Origin of the sequence: Sporofaciens sp. JLR.KK001, from assembly GCF_036941055.1 — a bacterium.
In the GTDB taxonomy this organism is placed as follows: domain Bacteria; phylum Bacillota; class Clostridia; order Lachnospirales; family Lachnospiraceae; genus Sporofaciens.
This window is the reverse complement of the sequence record NZ_JAYMNO010000001.1, coordinates 4,916,217-4,929,876: the sequence shown is the minus strand read 5'-3', so window position 1 is coordinate 4,929,876 and position 13,660 is coordinate 4,916,217. Positions and strand designations below refer to the sequence as shown.

The 13,660-nt window shown below is 44.8% G+C and carries 13 protein-coding genes; 12 read left to right on the top strand and 1 reads right to left on the bottom strand.

Going from position 1 to position 13,660, the window contains the following annotated elements; all coding sequences use genetic code 11:
• The first annotated feature begins 109 nt into the window (after positions 1–109).
• The 8 genes from VSQ62_RS25055 to guaA all read left to right on the top strand — a co-directional run bounded on the left by VSQ62_RS25055 (position 110) and on the right by guaA (position 9,654).
• Entirely contained in the window at positions 110–1,684 is a 1,575-nt protein-coding gene (locus VSQ62_RS25055; protein WP_334637775.1) for a ClC family H(+)/Cl(-) exchange transporter, read from the top strand.
• 100 nt (positions 1,685–1,784) lie between these two features.
• Positions 1,785–1,964, top strand: coding sequence for a hypothetical protein (locus VSQ62_RS25050; protein WP_334637487.1), 180 nt, complete (start codon positions 1,785–1,787; stop codon positions 1,962–1,964).
• 464 nt (positions 1,965–2,428) lie between these two features.
• Positions 2,429–3,763 carry an aspartate--tRNA(Asn) ligase gene (gene aspS / locus VSQ62_RS25045; RefSeq protein ID WP_334637484.1) on the top strand — a complete coding sequence of 445 codons (1,335 nt, stop codon included), beginning with the start codon at positions 2,429–2,431 and terminating at the stop codon, positions 3,761–3,763.
• Positions 3,764–3,798: 35 nt separating this feature from the next.
• Positions 3,799–4,092, top strand: coding sequence for an Asp-tRNA(Asn)/Glu-tRNA(Gln) amidotransferase subunit GatC (gene gatC / locus VSQ62_RS25040; protein WP_334637483.1), 294 nt, complete (start codon positions 3,799–3,801; stop codon positions 4,090–4,092).
• A 12-nt stretch (positions 4,093–4,104) separates the two neighbouring features.
• Positions 4,105–5,592, top strand: coding sequence for an Asp-tRNA(Asn)/Glu-tRNA(Gln) amidotransferase subunit GatA (gatA, locus tag VSQ62_RS25035; RefSeq protein WP_334637482.1), 1,488 nt, complete (start codon positions 4,105–4,107; stop codon positions 5,590–5,592).
• Positions 5,593–5,594: 2 nt separating this feature from the next.
• Complete coding sequence (gatB, locus tag VSQ62_RS25030) at positions 5,595–7,025, top strand: Asp-tRNA(Asn)/Glu-tRNA(Gln) amidotransferase subunit GatB (RefSeq protein WP_334637481.1); 1,431 nt, start codon at positions 5,595–5,597, stop codon at positions 7,023–7,025.
• A 171-nt stretch (positions 7,026–7,196) separates the two neighbouring features.
• On the top strand, positions 7,197–8,609 hold the full coding sequence (locus VSQ62_RS25025; RefSeq protein WP_334637480.1) for an amidophosphoribosyltransferase: 1,413 nt from the start codon (positions 7,197–7,199) through the stop codon (positions 8,607–8,609).
• 91 nt (positions 8,610–8,700) lie between these two features.
• Complete coding sequence (gene guaA, locus VSQ62_RS25020) at positions 8,701–9,654, top strand: glutamine-hydrolyzing GMP synthase (protein WP_334637773.1); 954 nt, start codon at positions 8,701–8,703, stop codon at positions 9,652–9,654.
• 19 nt (positions 9,655–9,673) lie between these two features.
• Here guaA and VSQ62_RS25015 read toward each other — a convergent pair whose 3' ends face one another.
• Positions 9,674–10,090, bottom strand: a complete 417-nt coding sequence (locus tag VSQ62_RS25015) for a hypothetical protein (protein WP_334637479.1) — start codon at positions 10,088–10,090, stop codon at positions 9,674–9,676.
• A gap of 80 nt (positions 10,091–10,170) precedes the next feature.
• On the opposite strand from VSQ62_RS25015, the gene VSQ62_RS25010 reads away from it, so the two are divergent.
• The 4 genes from VSQ62_RS25010 to VSQ62_RS24995 all read left to right on the top strand — a co-directional run bounded on the left by VSQ62_RS25010 (position 10,171) and on the right by VSQ62_RS24995 (position 13,502).
• Complete coding sequence (locus VSQ62_RS25010; RefSeq protein WP_334637478.1) at positions 10,171–10,836, top strand: response regulator transcription factor; 666 nt, start codon at positions 10,171–10,173, stop codon at positions 10,834–10,836.
• An 84-nt stretch (positions 10,837–10,920) separates the two neighbouring features.
• Entirely contained in the window at positions 10,921–11,835 is a 915-nt protein-coding gene (locus VSQ62_RS25005; protein WP_334637477.1) for an ATP-binding cassette domain-containing protein, read from the top strand.
• Complete coding sequence (locus VSQ62_RS25000) at positions 11,828–12,595, top strand: ABC transporter permease subunit (protein WP_334637475.1); 768 nt, start codon at positions 11,828–11,830, stop codon at positions 12,593–12,595. The genes VSQ62_RS25005 and VSQ62_RS25000 overlap by 8 nt, the downstream gene beginning before the upstream one ends.
• Positions 12,596–12,614: 19 nt before the next feature.
• Complete coding sequence (locus VSQ62_RS24995) at positions 12,615–13,502, top strand: sensor histidine kinase (protein WP_334637474.1); 888 nt, start codon at positions 12,615–12,617, stop codon at positions 13,500–13,502.
• Positions 13,503–13,660 lie beyond the last annotated feature (158 nt).

Genomic DNA, 13,660 nt, shown 5'->3' with positions numbered 1-13,660 from the left:
TAGTTTATACAGAGTGTAACAATTATATAGGACTGGTATAACCTCTGGCATATTTATTGCTCTTACTATATAATGGAAATGAGAGAATATGATATGGGGAGGGAGAATGATGGAGAAAGATACGTCTAATATGCTCAAAAGGGCAGAACGGTTTCAAATGCTGCTGATCGGGGAAGGAATCGTTGTCGGAGGAATCGCGGGGCTTGTGATCGTTCTGTATCGGATGATTCTTGAATGCGCCGGGCACTGGCTGAACCTGATCCTTGAATTCTGCGGGCATAATCCGCTTAGGATCGCCGGATGGTTTCTGGTGCTGATCTTATTGGCATGGCTTACAGGGAGGCTGGTGAAATATGAGCCAATGATCTCAGGAAGCGGAATTCCGCAGCTTGAAGGAGAGATGACCGGGAAGCTTGACCAGAGATGGTGGCGGGTGCTTCCGGCCAAATTCTTTGGCGGATTCCTGTGCCTTCTCGGAGGAATGGCGCTTGGGCGGGAAGGCCCGTCGATCCAACTGGGAGCTATGGTGGGGAAAGGCGTCTCCAAAGGGCTTGACAGAGGAACGACGGAGGAGAGATTCCTGCTGACCTGCGGTGCAAGCGCCGGGCTTGCGGCAGCGTTCCATGCGCCGCTTGCAGGCGTGATGTTTTCGCTGGAAGAGGTGCATAAGAATTTCTCGGTATCCGTATTGGTATCGGTTATGACAGCTTCTCTGACGGCAGATTTTATGGCGTCTACGGTGATGGGAGTGGAATCTGTGTTCCAGTTTGAGATCATTCGGGCGCTGCCGCAGGAATACTACGGAATGATTCTGGTATTGGGGATCGTGTTGGGAGTACTTGGGGCATTCTATAACTGGTTTACATTAAAGGTGCAGTCCTTGTACCGCCGTGCCAAGGGCCTGGGTGTGACGCAGAAGCTTATGATTCCGTTCTTGTGTGCGGGCATCCTGGGATTTACCATGCCGGAATTACTTGGAAGCGGGCACGCGCTGCTTGACTATCTGACAACGGAGGATGTATTGCTCCAGACGATTTTATTTATCTTTGTGGGAAGGTTTATCTTCTCGGCAGTTTGTTTCGGATCAGGAGCGCCGGGAGGTATCTTCTTCCCGCTGCTGGTGCTGGGAGGCTATATCGGCGGAGCGTTTGCGACGGTGTATGTACAGTATATGGGATTGGACATGATGTATATCAATAACTTTGTCGTGCTGGCAATGGCGGGGTATTTCGCAGCGATCGTGCGGGCGCCGCTGACAGGGATCATACTGATCTTCGAGATGACAGGCTCCATGAGCCAAATGCTGACGCTGTCTATCGTGTCCGTTGTGGCATACATGGTAGCGACTCTGCTCAGGTCGAAGCCGATCTATGAAAGCCTTCTGGAAAGGATACTGGAACAGCAGGGGCGGCAGACAGCCGTGAACCAGGGACAGAAGGTTCTGGCGAATTTCGTGGTGCTTCAGGGCTCCAAGCTTGAAGAAGCGCTGGTCAGTGAGATCGAATGGCCGAGTAACTGTCTGCTGGTGGCGATCCAGCGCGGCTCGGACGAGATCATTCCAAGAGGGAGGACAAGGCTTCAGACTGGAGATGTGCTGGTGGCGATGACGAACGAGAGCGATGTGTCTGCCATGCATGACGAGATGGAACGGCTGTGCCGTGAGATGTATGGGAAGCAGGAGTGAGAGAAAATATTGGAAATTGCTGTGTAATCTGACCCGATATGCATATTTCTGCCAGTTTTTCTACAGACTAAGGGAAAAGGCAGAAAGAAGGCATGGAATTATGGAAGAACAGACAATCACTCTTTTGAAAGAATGTAATTCAGGCTGCAATATGGGAATCCAGTCCGTCAGCGAGTGTATGAACAAGTGCCGGGAGGCATCTCACGCGAGTATATCTATGGCAAAAAAACTGGTAAAATGTGAAGAAAAACTCATGGAAGATGTGAAGAAATTTCTGTAAAAATCACAGAAAATATCCGAAGAAAGAAAAATTTCCTTGAAATTCTAAAAAGAATGTGCTAATATATAAAGCAAATTTTAATCTAGTAAAGCGATGAAAGAGACTCTGTCCTTTGGAACTTGACAGGAATGAGGCGTCACCGACTGAGAGCGCCCCTTGAGGAATAAGGACAATAGGGAACACTCTGGAGCAGACCGGTTGAACAGAGCGGTGAGTCAGGCACACGGGCAGATGATCTGTGTACGGCGAAGTCGTTAAGTAGGTCGGTACGTGGGCGCGCGTTAAGCGTAAGAGGGGAATCCTTATAGTACCGGATGTATCGGTACGGCGGGGTTCAATGCGGGTGGTACCGCGGATTATTGTAAGATATCCGTCCCGGAATACAGTCATGTATTCCGGGACTTTTTATATTCCGAGATGTGCATGGCGACCAGAGAACTTTTGAAGTGAGAAGGAGGATTATCATGGATTATTTGACAGGTGTAAGACCAACAGAGACATTAGAGATCAGCGAGCTGCTCAGTGCAGCGAAGCCCAGGCAGAAGGTGAAGGTCAACGGAGCAGTCCACACGATCCGCAACATGGGAACAGTCGCATTCGTAATCTTGAGAAAGAGAGAAGGGCTGCTGCAATGCGTCTATGAGGAAGGGATCGCAGAGTTTAAGCTGAAAGAGATCAAAGAAGCGGCAGCTATAGAGATAGAAGGCATATTAGAGGCAAATGAGAAGGCGCCGAACGGGATCGAGATCCGTATGGAGAAGCTTAAGATCTTAAGCGAGCCGGCAGATGAAAGGCTGCCCCTTGCGATCTCCAAATGGAAGTTAAAGACATCGTTGGAGGCAAAGCTTAACTATCGTTCCATTTCTCTGAGAAATGTGAGGGAGCGGGCGAAATTCAGAATTCAGGAAGGGCTGACCCGGGCGTTCCGGGATTTCCTCTACAGCCAGGGCTTTACGGAGATCCACACGCCGAAGATTGGGGCTAAGGGAGCCGAGGGCGGAGCAAATATCTTCAAGCTTGATTATTTCCACCGTCCGGCAGTGCTGGCACAGAGCCCGCAGTTCTATAAACAGATGATGGTGGGAGTGTTTGACCGGGTATTTGAGACAGCGCCGGTGTTCCGTGCGGAGAAGCACAACACGAAACGTCACCTGAATGAATATACCAGCCTGGATTTTGAGATGGGATATATTGAAGGATTCGAAGACATTATGGCGATGGAGACCGGATATTTACAATATGCCATGGAGATGTTATCGAAGGATTACGCGAGTGAGCTTAAGATTCTTGGTATCACGCTGCCTAAGGCTGATAAGATCCCGGCAGTGAAGTTCAGTGAGATCAAAGAAGCCGTGTCTGAGAAGTACGGGCATAAGATGAGGAATCCATTTGACCTGGAACCGGAGGAAGAGCAGCTGATCAGTCAGTATGCGAAGGAAGAATGGGGCAGTGATTTCGTATTTGTGACCCATTATCCGTCTAAGAAACGGCCGTTCTATGCGATGGATGATCCGGCGGATGCAAGATACACATTGAGTTTCGATCTTCTGTTCCGGGGAATGGAGATCACGACGGGAGGGCAGAGAATCCATGACTATCAGATGCTCGCAGAGAAGATCGCGGCAAGAGGAATGACGGAAGAGGGCATGGAGGATTATCTCGGTACATTTAAGCATGGAATGCCGCCCCATGGAGGGCTTGGAATCGGTTTGGAACGATTGACGATGAAGCTGGTCGGTGAGGATAATGTAAGAGAGACGACGCTGTTTCCAAGGGATTTGAGCCGGTTGGAACCTTAGTGATATTGAGAATGCGTAAGACGAGGAGGATAGATATGGCTGATAAGATCTCAAATGAAATCATAGAGTATGTAGGAATTCTGGCAAAATTAGAGTTATCCGGCGAAGAGAAAGAGAATGCCAGGGCAGATATGGAGAAAATGCTGGATTATATAGATACGTTAAATGAATTGGACACGGACGGGGTGGAGCCGATGCCGCATGTGTTCCCTGTACACAATGTATTCCGGGAGGATGCGGCAAGCAGTACAGACGGAAGCGGGGATACGCTTGCTAACGCTCCGCTTCAGAAGGACAATTGCTTCAAAGTGCCGAAGACGATCGGATAGGAGGTGCAGGGGATGGATATTACAAGTTTGACAGCGGTAGAGCTGGGGAAAAAGATAAAAGCAAAAGAGTTATCTGTAGCTGATGCGGTGAAGGCTTCTCTGGATCAGATTGACAGGGTCGAGAAGGATGTGCACAGCTTCGTGACCATTGACAGAGAAGGCGCGTTCAGGCGCGCTGATGAAGTGCAGAAGCAGATCGACAGCGGGAGCCTTGACGGACCGCTTGCGGGAGTACCGGTGGCAGTCAAGGACAACATGTGTACGAAAGGGATGCTGACCACTTGCAGTTCGAAGATCCTTGAGAACTTCAAACCAACATATACGGCGGAAGCGGTCAGGAATCTTGAGAAAGCGGGAGCGGTCATCATTGGCAAGACGAACATGGACGAATTCGCAATGGGAAGCACGACAGAGACTTCGTATTACGGAGTGACGAGAAATCCGTGGAATCTTGACCATGTGCCGGGCGGATCCTCCGGCGGATCCTGCGCGGCAGTGGCAGCAGAGGAATGTCCTTATTCACTGGGCTCTGACACGGGCGGTTCCATCCGTCAGCCAAGTTCCTTCTGCGGCGTGGTAGGTATAAAACCGACTTACGGAACGGTGTCGCGGTATGGGCTGATCGCTTATGGTTCTTCTCTGGATCAGATCGGACCGATCGCGAAGGATGTGACAGACTGTGCGGCGGTTCTTACCGTGATCGCTTCCCATGATCCCAAGGACAGCACATCTATTGACCGGAAAAGATATGATTTTACCAGCGCTCTGGTAAATGATGTGACCGGGATGCGGATCGGTATCCCGAAGGATTATTTTACCGAAGGGCTGGATGCAGAGGTCAAAGAGAAGATTCTGGCAGCAGTCAGGGTATTGGAGGAGAGGGGCGCTGTCGTGGAGGAGTTCGACTTAAGCCTGGTCCAGTATGCGATTCCGGCTTATTATGTGATCGCGTCTGCGGAGGCAAGCTCGAACCTGTCCCGGTTTGACGGGGTGAAATACGGGTTCCGCACAGAAGACTACGAGGGACTTCATAATATGTATAAGAAGACACGTTCCGAAGGGTTTGGTGCAGAAGTGAAGCGCCGGATCATATTGGGCTCCTTCGTGTTAAGCTCTGGCTACTATGACGCGTATTATCTGAAAGCCCTTAGGACCAAGGCATTGATCAAGCAGGCGTTTGACAAGGCATTTGCCAGATATGATGTGATCGCCGCACCGGCGTCACCGACAACAGCATTGGAACTTGGGCACAGCTTAAGCGATCCTATGAAAATGTATCTGGGAGATATCTATACGGTCTCTGTGAATCTGGCGGGCTTGCCGGGAATCAGTATTCCGGTAGGAACAGATTCTAAAGGGCTTCCGATCGGAATGCAGCTCATTGGAGATTGTTTTGAGGAGAACAAGATCATCCGGGCGGCATATACGCTGGAACAGACGAGGACCTACGAGAGACCGGCGTTTGTTAAGCATCTGGAAGAGATGGAAGGAGGCAGATAATCATGGGAAAACAGTATGAGACAGTGATCGGGTTGGAAGTACACGTGGAACTTGCGACCAGGACGAAGATCTTCTGCTCCTGCAGTACGGAGTTCGGCAAAGCGCCCAATACCCACACCTGTCCGGTATGTACGGGTATGCCGGGGGCTCTTCCGGTCTTGAATAAACAGGTAGTAGAGTATGCCATGGCGATCGGCCTGGCAACGAATTGTGAGATTACGAAAGTCTGCAAATTCGACCGCAAGAATTATTTCTATCCGGACAATCCGCAGAACTATCAGATCTCACAGCTATATCTTCCAATTGCAAGAAATGGTTATGTAGAGATAGAAACGGGAGGCACGAAGAAGAAAGTCCGCATTCATGAGATGCATATGGAAGAGGATGCGGGGAAATTGATCCATGATGAGTGGGACGATACATCTCTGGTGGATTATAACAGAAGCGGAGTTCCGTTGGTGGAGATCGTCTCAGAGCCGGATATGCGCTCGGCGGATGAAGTGATCGCCTATCTGGAAAAGCTGCGCATGATCATACAATATCTGGGTGCATCAGACTGTAAGCTGCAGGAAGGCTCCATGAGGGCGGACGTCAACCTGTCTGTGCGGGAAGCGGGCGCGGAAGAATTCGGTACAAGGACAGAGATGAAGAACCTGAACTCCTTCAAGGCCATTGCAAGGGCCATCGAGGGAGAGAGGGAGCGTCAGATCGAATTATTAGAAGAAGGAAAGGCGGTCGTCCAGGAGACAAGGCGCTGGGATGACAACAAGGAATCGTCTTATGCCATGCGCTCCAAGGAAGACGCACAGGATTACAGATATTTCCCTGAGCCGGATCTTGTGCCGATCGTGATCAGCGGAGAATGGATTGAACAGATACGCGCCAGGCAGCCGGAACTTCAGACGGAGAAGATGGAAAGATACAAGAAAGAATTCGATATCCCGGAGTATGATGCAAAGATCATCACCAGTTCTAAGCATATGGCGGATATCTTCGAAGCGGCTTCGGCTGTCTGCGGGAAGCCTAAGAAGGTGTCCAACTGGCTGATGGTGGAGACGCTGCGCCTGTTGAAGGACCGGGGGATGGAGCCAGAGGAAATATCATTTTCACCGGAAAATCTGGCGAAGCTTGTGAATCTGACAGAAAGCCGAGCCATCAACAGTTCGGTTGCGAAGGAAGTATTTGAGAAAATATTTGCGCAGGACATCGACCCGGAGATCTATGTAGAAGAGCATGGACTTAAGACGGTCAATGACGAAGGGGCGCTTGAAGAGGTGATAAGGAAGGTGATCGCAGACAATCCAAAGGCTGCAAAAGATTATCACAGCGGTAAGGAAAAGGCGCTCGGCGCACTGGTGGGGCAGACCATGAAGGCGATGAAAGGTAAGGCAGATCCCGGGCTTGTGAACCGGAAGCTTCGGGAGATGATTTAGAGAAATGTTCTGCTTGACAGGAAGAAATCAGGGTAAAGATTTGTCAGTTTTAGGGGTGTCATTTGTCCGGGGATGTGATATGATATTAACGGACATACAAGGAATGTGAATAATCTGTATTGATAAATGATATGACAGATTATTTATTAAGCACAGAAAAGGAGATACTATATGGGAGGATTTTTTGGCGTTGCATCAAAAAGAGATTGTGTTTTAGAGCTTTTTTATGGTGTGGATTATCATTCGCACCTTGGAACGCGGCGAGGAGGAATGGCGACCTATGGGGAGGACGGTTTCAACCGCGCTATCCATAACATTGAGAATTCTCCGTTCCGGACGAAGTTCGACCGGGATGTCGGGGAGATGAAGGGGAATCTTGGAATCGGATGCATCTCTGATTTTGAGCCGCAGCCGCTTTTGATCTGCTCGAAGCTCGGAAGCTTTGCCATTACGACAGTGGGGAAGGTCAATAATTATGATGAGTTGCTGAGGCAGTTGTATGATAATACGCATTCTCATTTTCAGGAGATGACGAACGGACAGGTGAATGTGACGGAATTGATCGCGGCATTGATCTGTGAGAAGGATTCGATCGTAGAAGGGATCGAGTACGTCCAGGATATTGTAGAAGGTTCGATGACGCTGCTCCTCATGACGAAGGACGGCATCTATGCGGCAAGGGACCGTTACGGAAGGACGCCTCTTGTGGTAGGGCACAAGGAAGATGCATATTGTGTATCATTTGAGAGCCATGCTTATATTAATCTGGGCTATACGGATTATAAGGAGCTGGGACCGTCGGAGATTGCCTACATCACTCCGGAGGGTGTTGAGACACTCAAGGCGCCGCGCGAGGAGATGAAGATCTGCTCCTTCTTGTGGGTCTACTATGGATATCCGACTTCATCCTATGAAGGCGTCAACGTAGAAGAGATGCGTTATAAGTGCGGAAGCATGCTGGCTAAACGGGACGGGAACAGCGTTCAACCGGATGTAGTGGCAGGTGTGCCGGATTCGGGTATTGCTCATGCGATCGGTTACGCCAATGAGTCGGGAATCCCGTATGCGAGGCCGTTTATCAAGTATACGCCTACATGGCCTAGGTCATTTATGCCGACCAATCAGAATCAGAGGAGCCTGATTGCGCGTATGAAGCTGATTCCGGTGCAGGCTTTGATCGAGAATAAGAAGCTTCTGCTGATCGACGACTCCATCGTGAGGGGAACTCAGCTTCGTGAGACGACAGAATTCCTGTACAACAGCGGCGCTAAGGAAGTACACGTGCGTCCGGCATGTCCGCCGCTTTTATACGGATGTAAATATCTGAATTTCTCCAGGTCTAAGACGGAGATGGAGCTGATTACGAGGCAGATGATCAAGAAGCGCGAGGGTGAGGAATGTCCGCAGGAAGTGCTGGATGAGTATGCGAATCCATGTTCCTGCAAGTATGCGCAGATGTTGGAGGATATCAGGCAGCAGCAGAATTTTACGACGCTTCGGTATCACAGACTGGATGATCTGCTTGCTTCCATTGGAATAGAACCGTGCAAGGTGTGTACTTATTGCTTTAATGGTAAGGAATAATGTAGTGCATTATGGAACGATAAAAATAATAGATAGATAATAAGAACGAAGGAGGTATGTTTTAATGGGAAGTAACACAAGACTGGAAAGTATGGAGCGTATTGTGACAAATGAATTGGCAGATGCATTTGTTGCGGAGCAGGTAGCCAGGATCCAGGAACAGGTAGGCGATAAGAAGGTGCTGCTTGCCCTTTCGGGGGGAGTAGATTCTTCTGTTGTTGCCGCGCTTCTGATCAAGGCGATCGGGAAGCAGTTGGTCTGTGTGCATGTCAATCATGGACTGCTGCGCAAGGGCGAGCCGGAGCAGGTGGTAGAGGTGTTCCGCAATCAGATGGATGCGAATCTGATCTATGTGGATGCGGTTGACAGATTCTTAGACAAGCTGGCAGGAGTGGCAGAGCCAGAGAAGAAGCGCAAGATCATCGGTGCGGAGTTCATCCGTGTCTTTGAGGAAGAGGCCAGGAAGCAGGAGGGAATCGAATTCCTGGCTCAGGGAACCATTTACCCGGATATCATAGAAAGCGACGGAGTGAAAGCTCATCACAATGTTGGGGGATTGCCGGAAGATCTGCAGTTTGAACTGGTAGAGCCTTTGAAATTCCTCTATAAGGACGAGGTGCGTGTGGTTGGAAAGGCGCTTGGCCTGCCGGATGGCATGGTTTACCGTCAGCCGTTCCCGGGACCGGGACTTGGCGTGCGCTGTCTTGGTGCGATTACGCGGGAGAGGCTTACGATCGTTCGTGAGTCGGATGCGATCCTCCGTGAGGAGTTCGCGAAGAACGGGCTGGAAGGCAAGGTGTGGCAGTATTTTACTGCAGTGCCGGACTTCAGATCGGTCGGAGTATCGGATGGTGCGAGAACCTTCGCTTATCCGGTGATCCTGCGGGCGGTGAATACGGTGGACGCCATGACGGCGACGGTGGAGAATGTTCCGTTTGAGCTGCTTGAACATATTACGGACCGGATTACGCATGAGGTGGAGGGAGTGAATCGGGTGCTCTATGATCTGACTCCGAAGCCGTGTGGGACGATTGAGTGGGAATAAATAGAAATGCTTAACAAATTTATAACGCCCTTAGCTGTGGGTAGGAACTCATGGCTAAGGATGTTTTTGTCGTTTTTTGATTTTTGTTCCAACAGAGAAGGAGTGAACGAACTGCTGAAGAAAAAAGGGCTGAGCAAAAACATTTTGTGCTTGCCTTTGAGCCGATATAAAGGGTGTTTGCTAGATTGCGGTTTTTTCCGCTTAGTTTTTCCACCCTGCACATTTTCATAGTTTTTACAGTGACATTTCGCACCGCTATTTTTATATTTTTCAGATGCAGAGCGTTACGAGAAGATACAGCAAATAAAAAGCCCAGTAAAGAGTGCAAAGCACCACCAATGGTGGCAGGCTCTTGACAAGGCTTTTTTCTTTTCTGTGTTGGGTGATCAAGAGGAAGAAAATGGCTAAGTATTGCATGGAAACATACAATCAGCATTTAACAAGTTAGATTTCTGTTGTAGAGTATATTACATAACAGTATAATTATTTTATACTATCTTAAATGGAGTGATGAAAATGAAACATATTTTAATTGTCGATGATGATGTGTATATAAATCAAATGCTGGAAGAAGTTCTCGCAAGTGCGGGATATAAAGTAACTCATGCTTATTCTGGAACAGAAGCCCTGCTTCTCATACCTAGTATAAAACCAGATTTGATTTTGCTGGATTTAATGTTGCCGGGGTTAAGCGGTGAAGAAATTATAGAGGAAATTTCACATATACCCGTTATTGTAATTAGTGCAAAAATAGATACTAAAAACAAAATATCTTTGTTATTAAATGGTGCAGTAGATTATGTTACAAAACCATTTGATGTAGACGAGTTACTGGCACGGATTGTTGCTCAACTTAGACACAGTCAGACTAATTCTATAAATTCCGTTTTAGAACATGGGGATATTCGATTGGACTTAAACATCCGTACTGTATCTATTAAAAATATAGAAGTTAAATTAACAAAAACAGAATATGCGATATTGAAAATACTAATGGAAAATCCCAAACAAGTTATTACTAAAAATATTTTGCTTGAACGTATAAGCGAAGAGACACCTGATTGTATGGAAAGTTCACTAAGAGTGCATATAAGTAATCTAAGAAAAAAATTAAGGGACATTTCTGATAAAGAATATATTGAAGCAGTATGGGGGATTGGATTTAAAATGGCAGAAGAATAAATCTTTACACTTTCTTAACAATTTCCTTAACAGCTTTCTTAACACTTTTGATTTAGTATTTTGACTATAAAGGAGGCTGAAAAAATGGAATATGTATTGAAAACGAAAGATTTAAAGAAAACATACGGTAATTATAACGCATTAAATGGACTTTCAATGAATGTTCCTAAAGGTTCTATCTACGGTTTGATTGGTAGAAATGGGGTTGGAAAAACAACTTTAATTCGTTTGATCTGTGGATTACAAAAAGCAACGGAGGGGGATTTTTTGCTATACGGAATAAATAATCACTCTAAAGAGATTGTTCGTTCCAGAAAACGAATAGGAGCTGTTGTTGAAACACCGTCTATTTATTTAGATATGAGTGCGGAAGATAATTTAAAACAGCAGTATCGAATATTAGGTATTCCCTCTTACAGCACTATTCCAGATTTATTAAAATTAGTCGGACTTGAAAATACGGGTAAAAAGAAAGCTAGAAATTTTTCTTTAGGTATGCGTCAACGACTAGGAATTGCAATCGCTTTATCGGGTTCTCCAGATTTCCTTATCTTAGATGAGCTGATAAACGGACTTGACCCGCAAGGTATTATTGAAATTAGAGAACTGATTTTAAAACTTAATCACGAACATGATATTACGGTTTTGATTTCCAGCCATATTCTTGATGAGCTTTCTCGCATTGCCACACATTTTGGATTTATAGATAACGGGCAAATGATACAAGAAATAAGTGCTTTGGAATTAAATAAGAAATGTAGGAAATGTGTAAAACTGACCGTTTCAAATATGGAAGTGTTATGTAACGTTCTTACAGAAAAAGGATATGATTATTCTGTCATATCAGATAAAGAAATAGATGTATTTGCCAAATTAGATATAACATCACTTGTTGTAGAACTGGCAAAAAAAGAATGCAATGTGCTTAATATTCAAGAGCAGGATGAAAGCCTAGAGAATTATTATATCAATTTGATTGGAGGAAACCGTAATGAATAACTTACTTTCCGCATATTTTCAACGCTTACTTAAAAGTAGATTGTACTGGTGTTTGCTTGGACTTATGATACTTTCTGGAATAATTATTCCGATATTAGCACACCGCGAAATGATAACTTATGGAACAGATTATACTTTAGAAAGCAGACTGGTATGGCATTTTCTTATAATCGGTTTTATTGTTGCTGTCTTCTGTTCTTGGTTCTTAGGAACAGATTATTCAGACGGAACAATTAGAAATAAAATCATTGCAGGAAATAGTCGTTTAAAAATATATATTTCTGCTTTGCTGATATGTGTGATTGCCAGTGTTATTTTAGTGGTGGCACATCAAATAACAATCATTGGGCTGGGTACTTGGTTAATAGCTCCGTTTAAAACCGATATTCACACTATATCTTTAATTATAGGGATTACTATTCTTGCAACAATAACATTTGCTGGAATAAATACCATGATTGTTATGATAAATCAAAATAAGGCTTCTTCTTCAACCATCTGTTTGGTAGTTAGTTTATTGATGTTTGGAATATCATTTTATGTGTTAAGTGTGTTGTTTTCTTCTGATATGGCTCATTCAGATAGCATTGTGAAACAAATTTATGAATTTTTAAATATCTTTTTACCAACAGGACAGCTTTTAAATTTAATCAATTTGCAAGTTACACAAGCTACGGAAATGATTATTTACAATATACTGATACTTGTAATAAGCACGGGAACAGGTATAATGGTTTTTGAGCAAAAGAATTTAAAATGAATTTGTAGGGAATGATGTTATGTTTTGGAAAATACTGGTGTTTTTCTTGCTGGTAATAATATTTGCTTTACTTTTGAAAATCTTTTATATGAGAAAAGCAATTAGAGAGATAAAAAGAGGGTTTTCAGAAAAATTATATACAGATACGAATACTCCGATTATGCTTTCCTCACATGATAAATTGGTTTCTTCTTTAGCAAATGATATAAATGTAGAGTTGAAAGAATTACAAAAACAAAAGCACCGCTATATACAAGGCGATAAAGAATTAAAAAACGCTATTACGAATATATCACATGACTTACGAACTCCTCTTACAACGATTTGCGGTTACTTAAGCTTATTAGACAAAGAAGAAAAAAGCGAACATATTGCTAGACAATTATCAATCATTAAAAATCGTACTTTTGCATTAAAACAGCTAGTAGAAGAACTATTTAGATATACAACTATTATTTCTGATACCGAAAATAGCGTTTATACAGAAACCGTTATCAACAATGTTTTAGAAGATTGTATTTCGTCCTATTATGCGATGTTTAAGGAAAAAGGCATTACTCCGAATATAAATTTGTGCGAACAAAAAATTGTGCGTTCCGTTGATAAAACTGCCTTACTTCGTATTTTCAATAATGTTATAGATAATGCAATCAAATATAGTGATGGAGATTTAGTAATATCATTATTTGAAAATGGGAAAATTGTATTTTCAAACCACACTTCTGACCTTAACGAAATACAAATTGGGAAATTGTTTGATAGATTTTATACAGTAAATACCGCAAGAAAATCTACGGGGTTAGGTTTATCTATTGCCAAAGCGTTGATTGAAAAAATGGACGGTAATATTTCTGCTGATTATAGCAATAATGTTTTAAGTATTATTATTGAATTGAATGAGGTTTAAAAGAAAGCAGTTTGTCTTAGGATTGACGTAAGTAGGAAATAATCCGTACCTGTTCATAAATCTACGGTAAGTAGGAAATAATCCGTACCTGTTCATAAATCTACGCATTTGGTAAAATATTCCTTAAAGATGAATAGAGATTCATCCGTACTTTGACA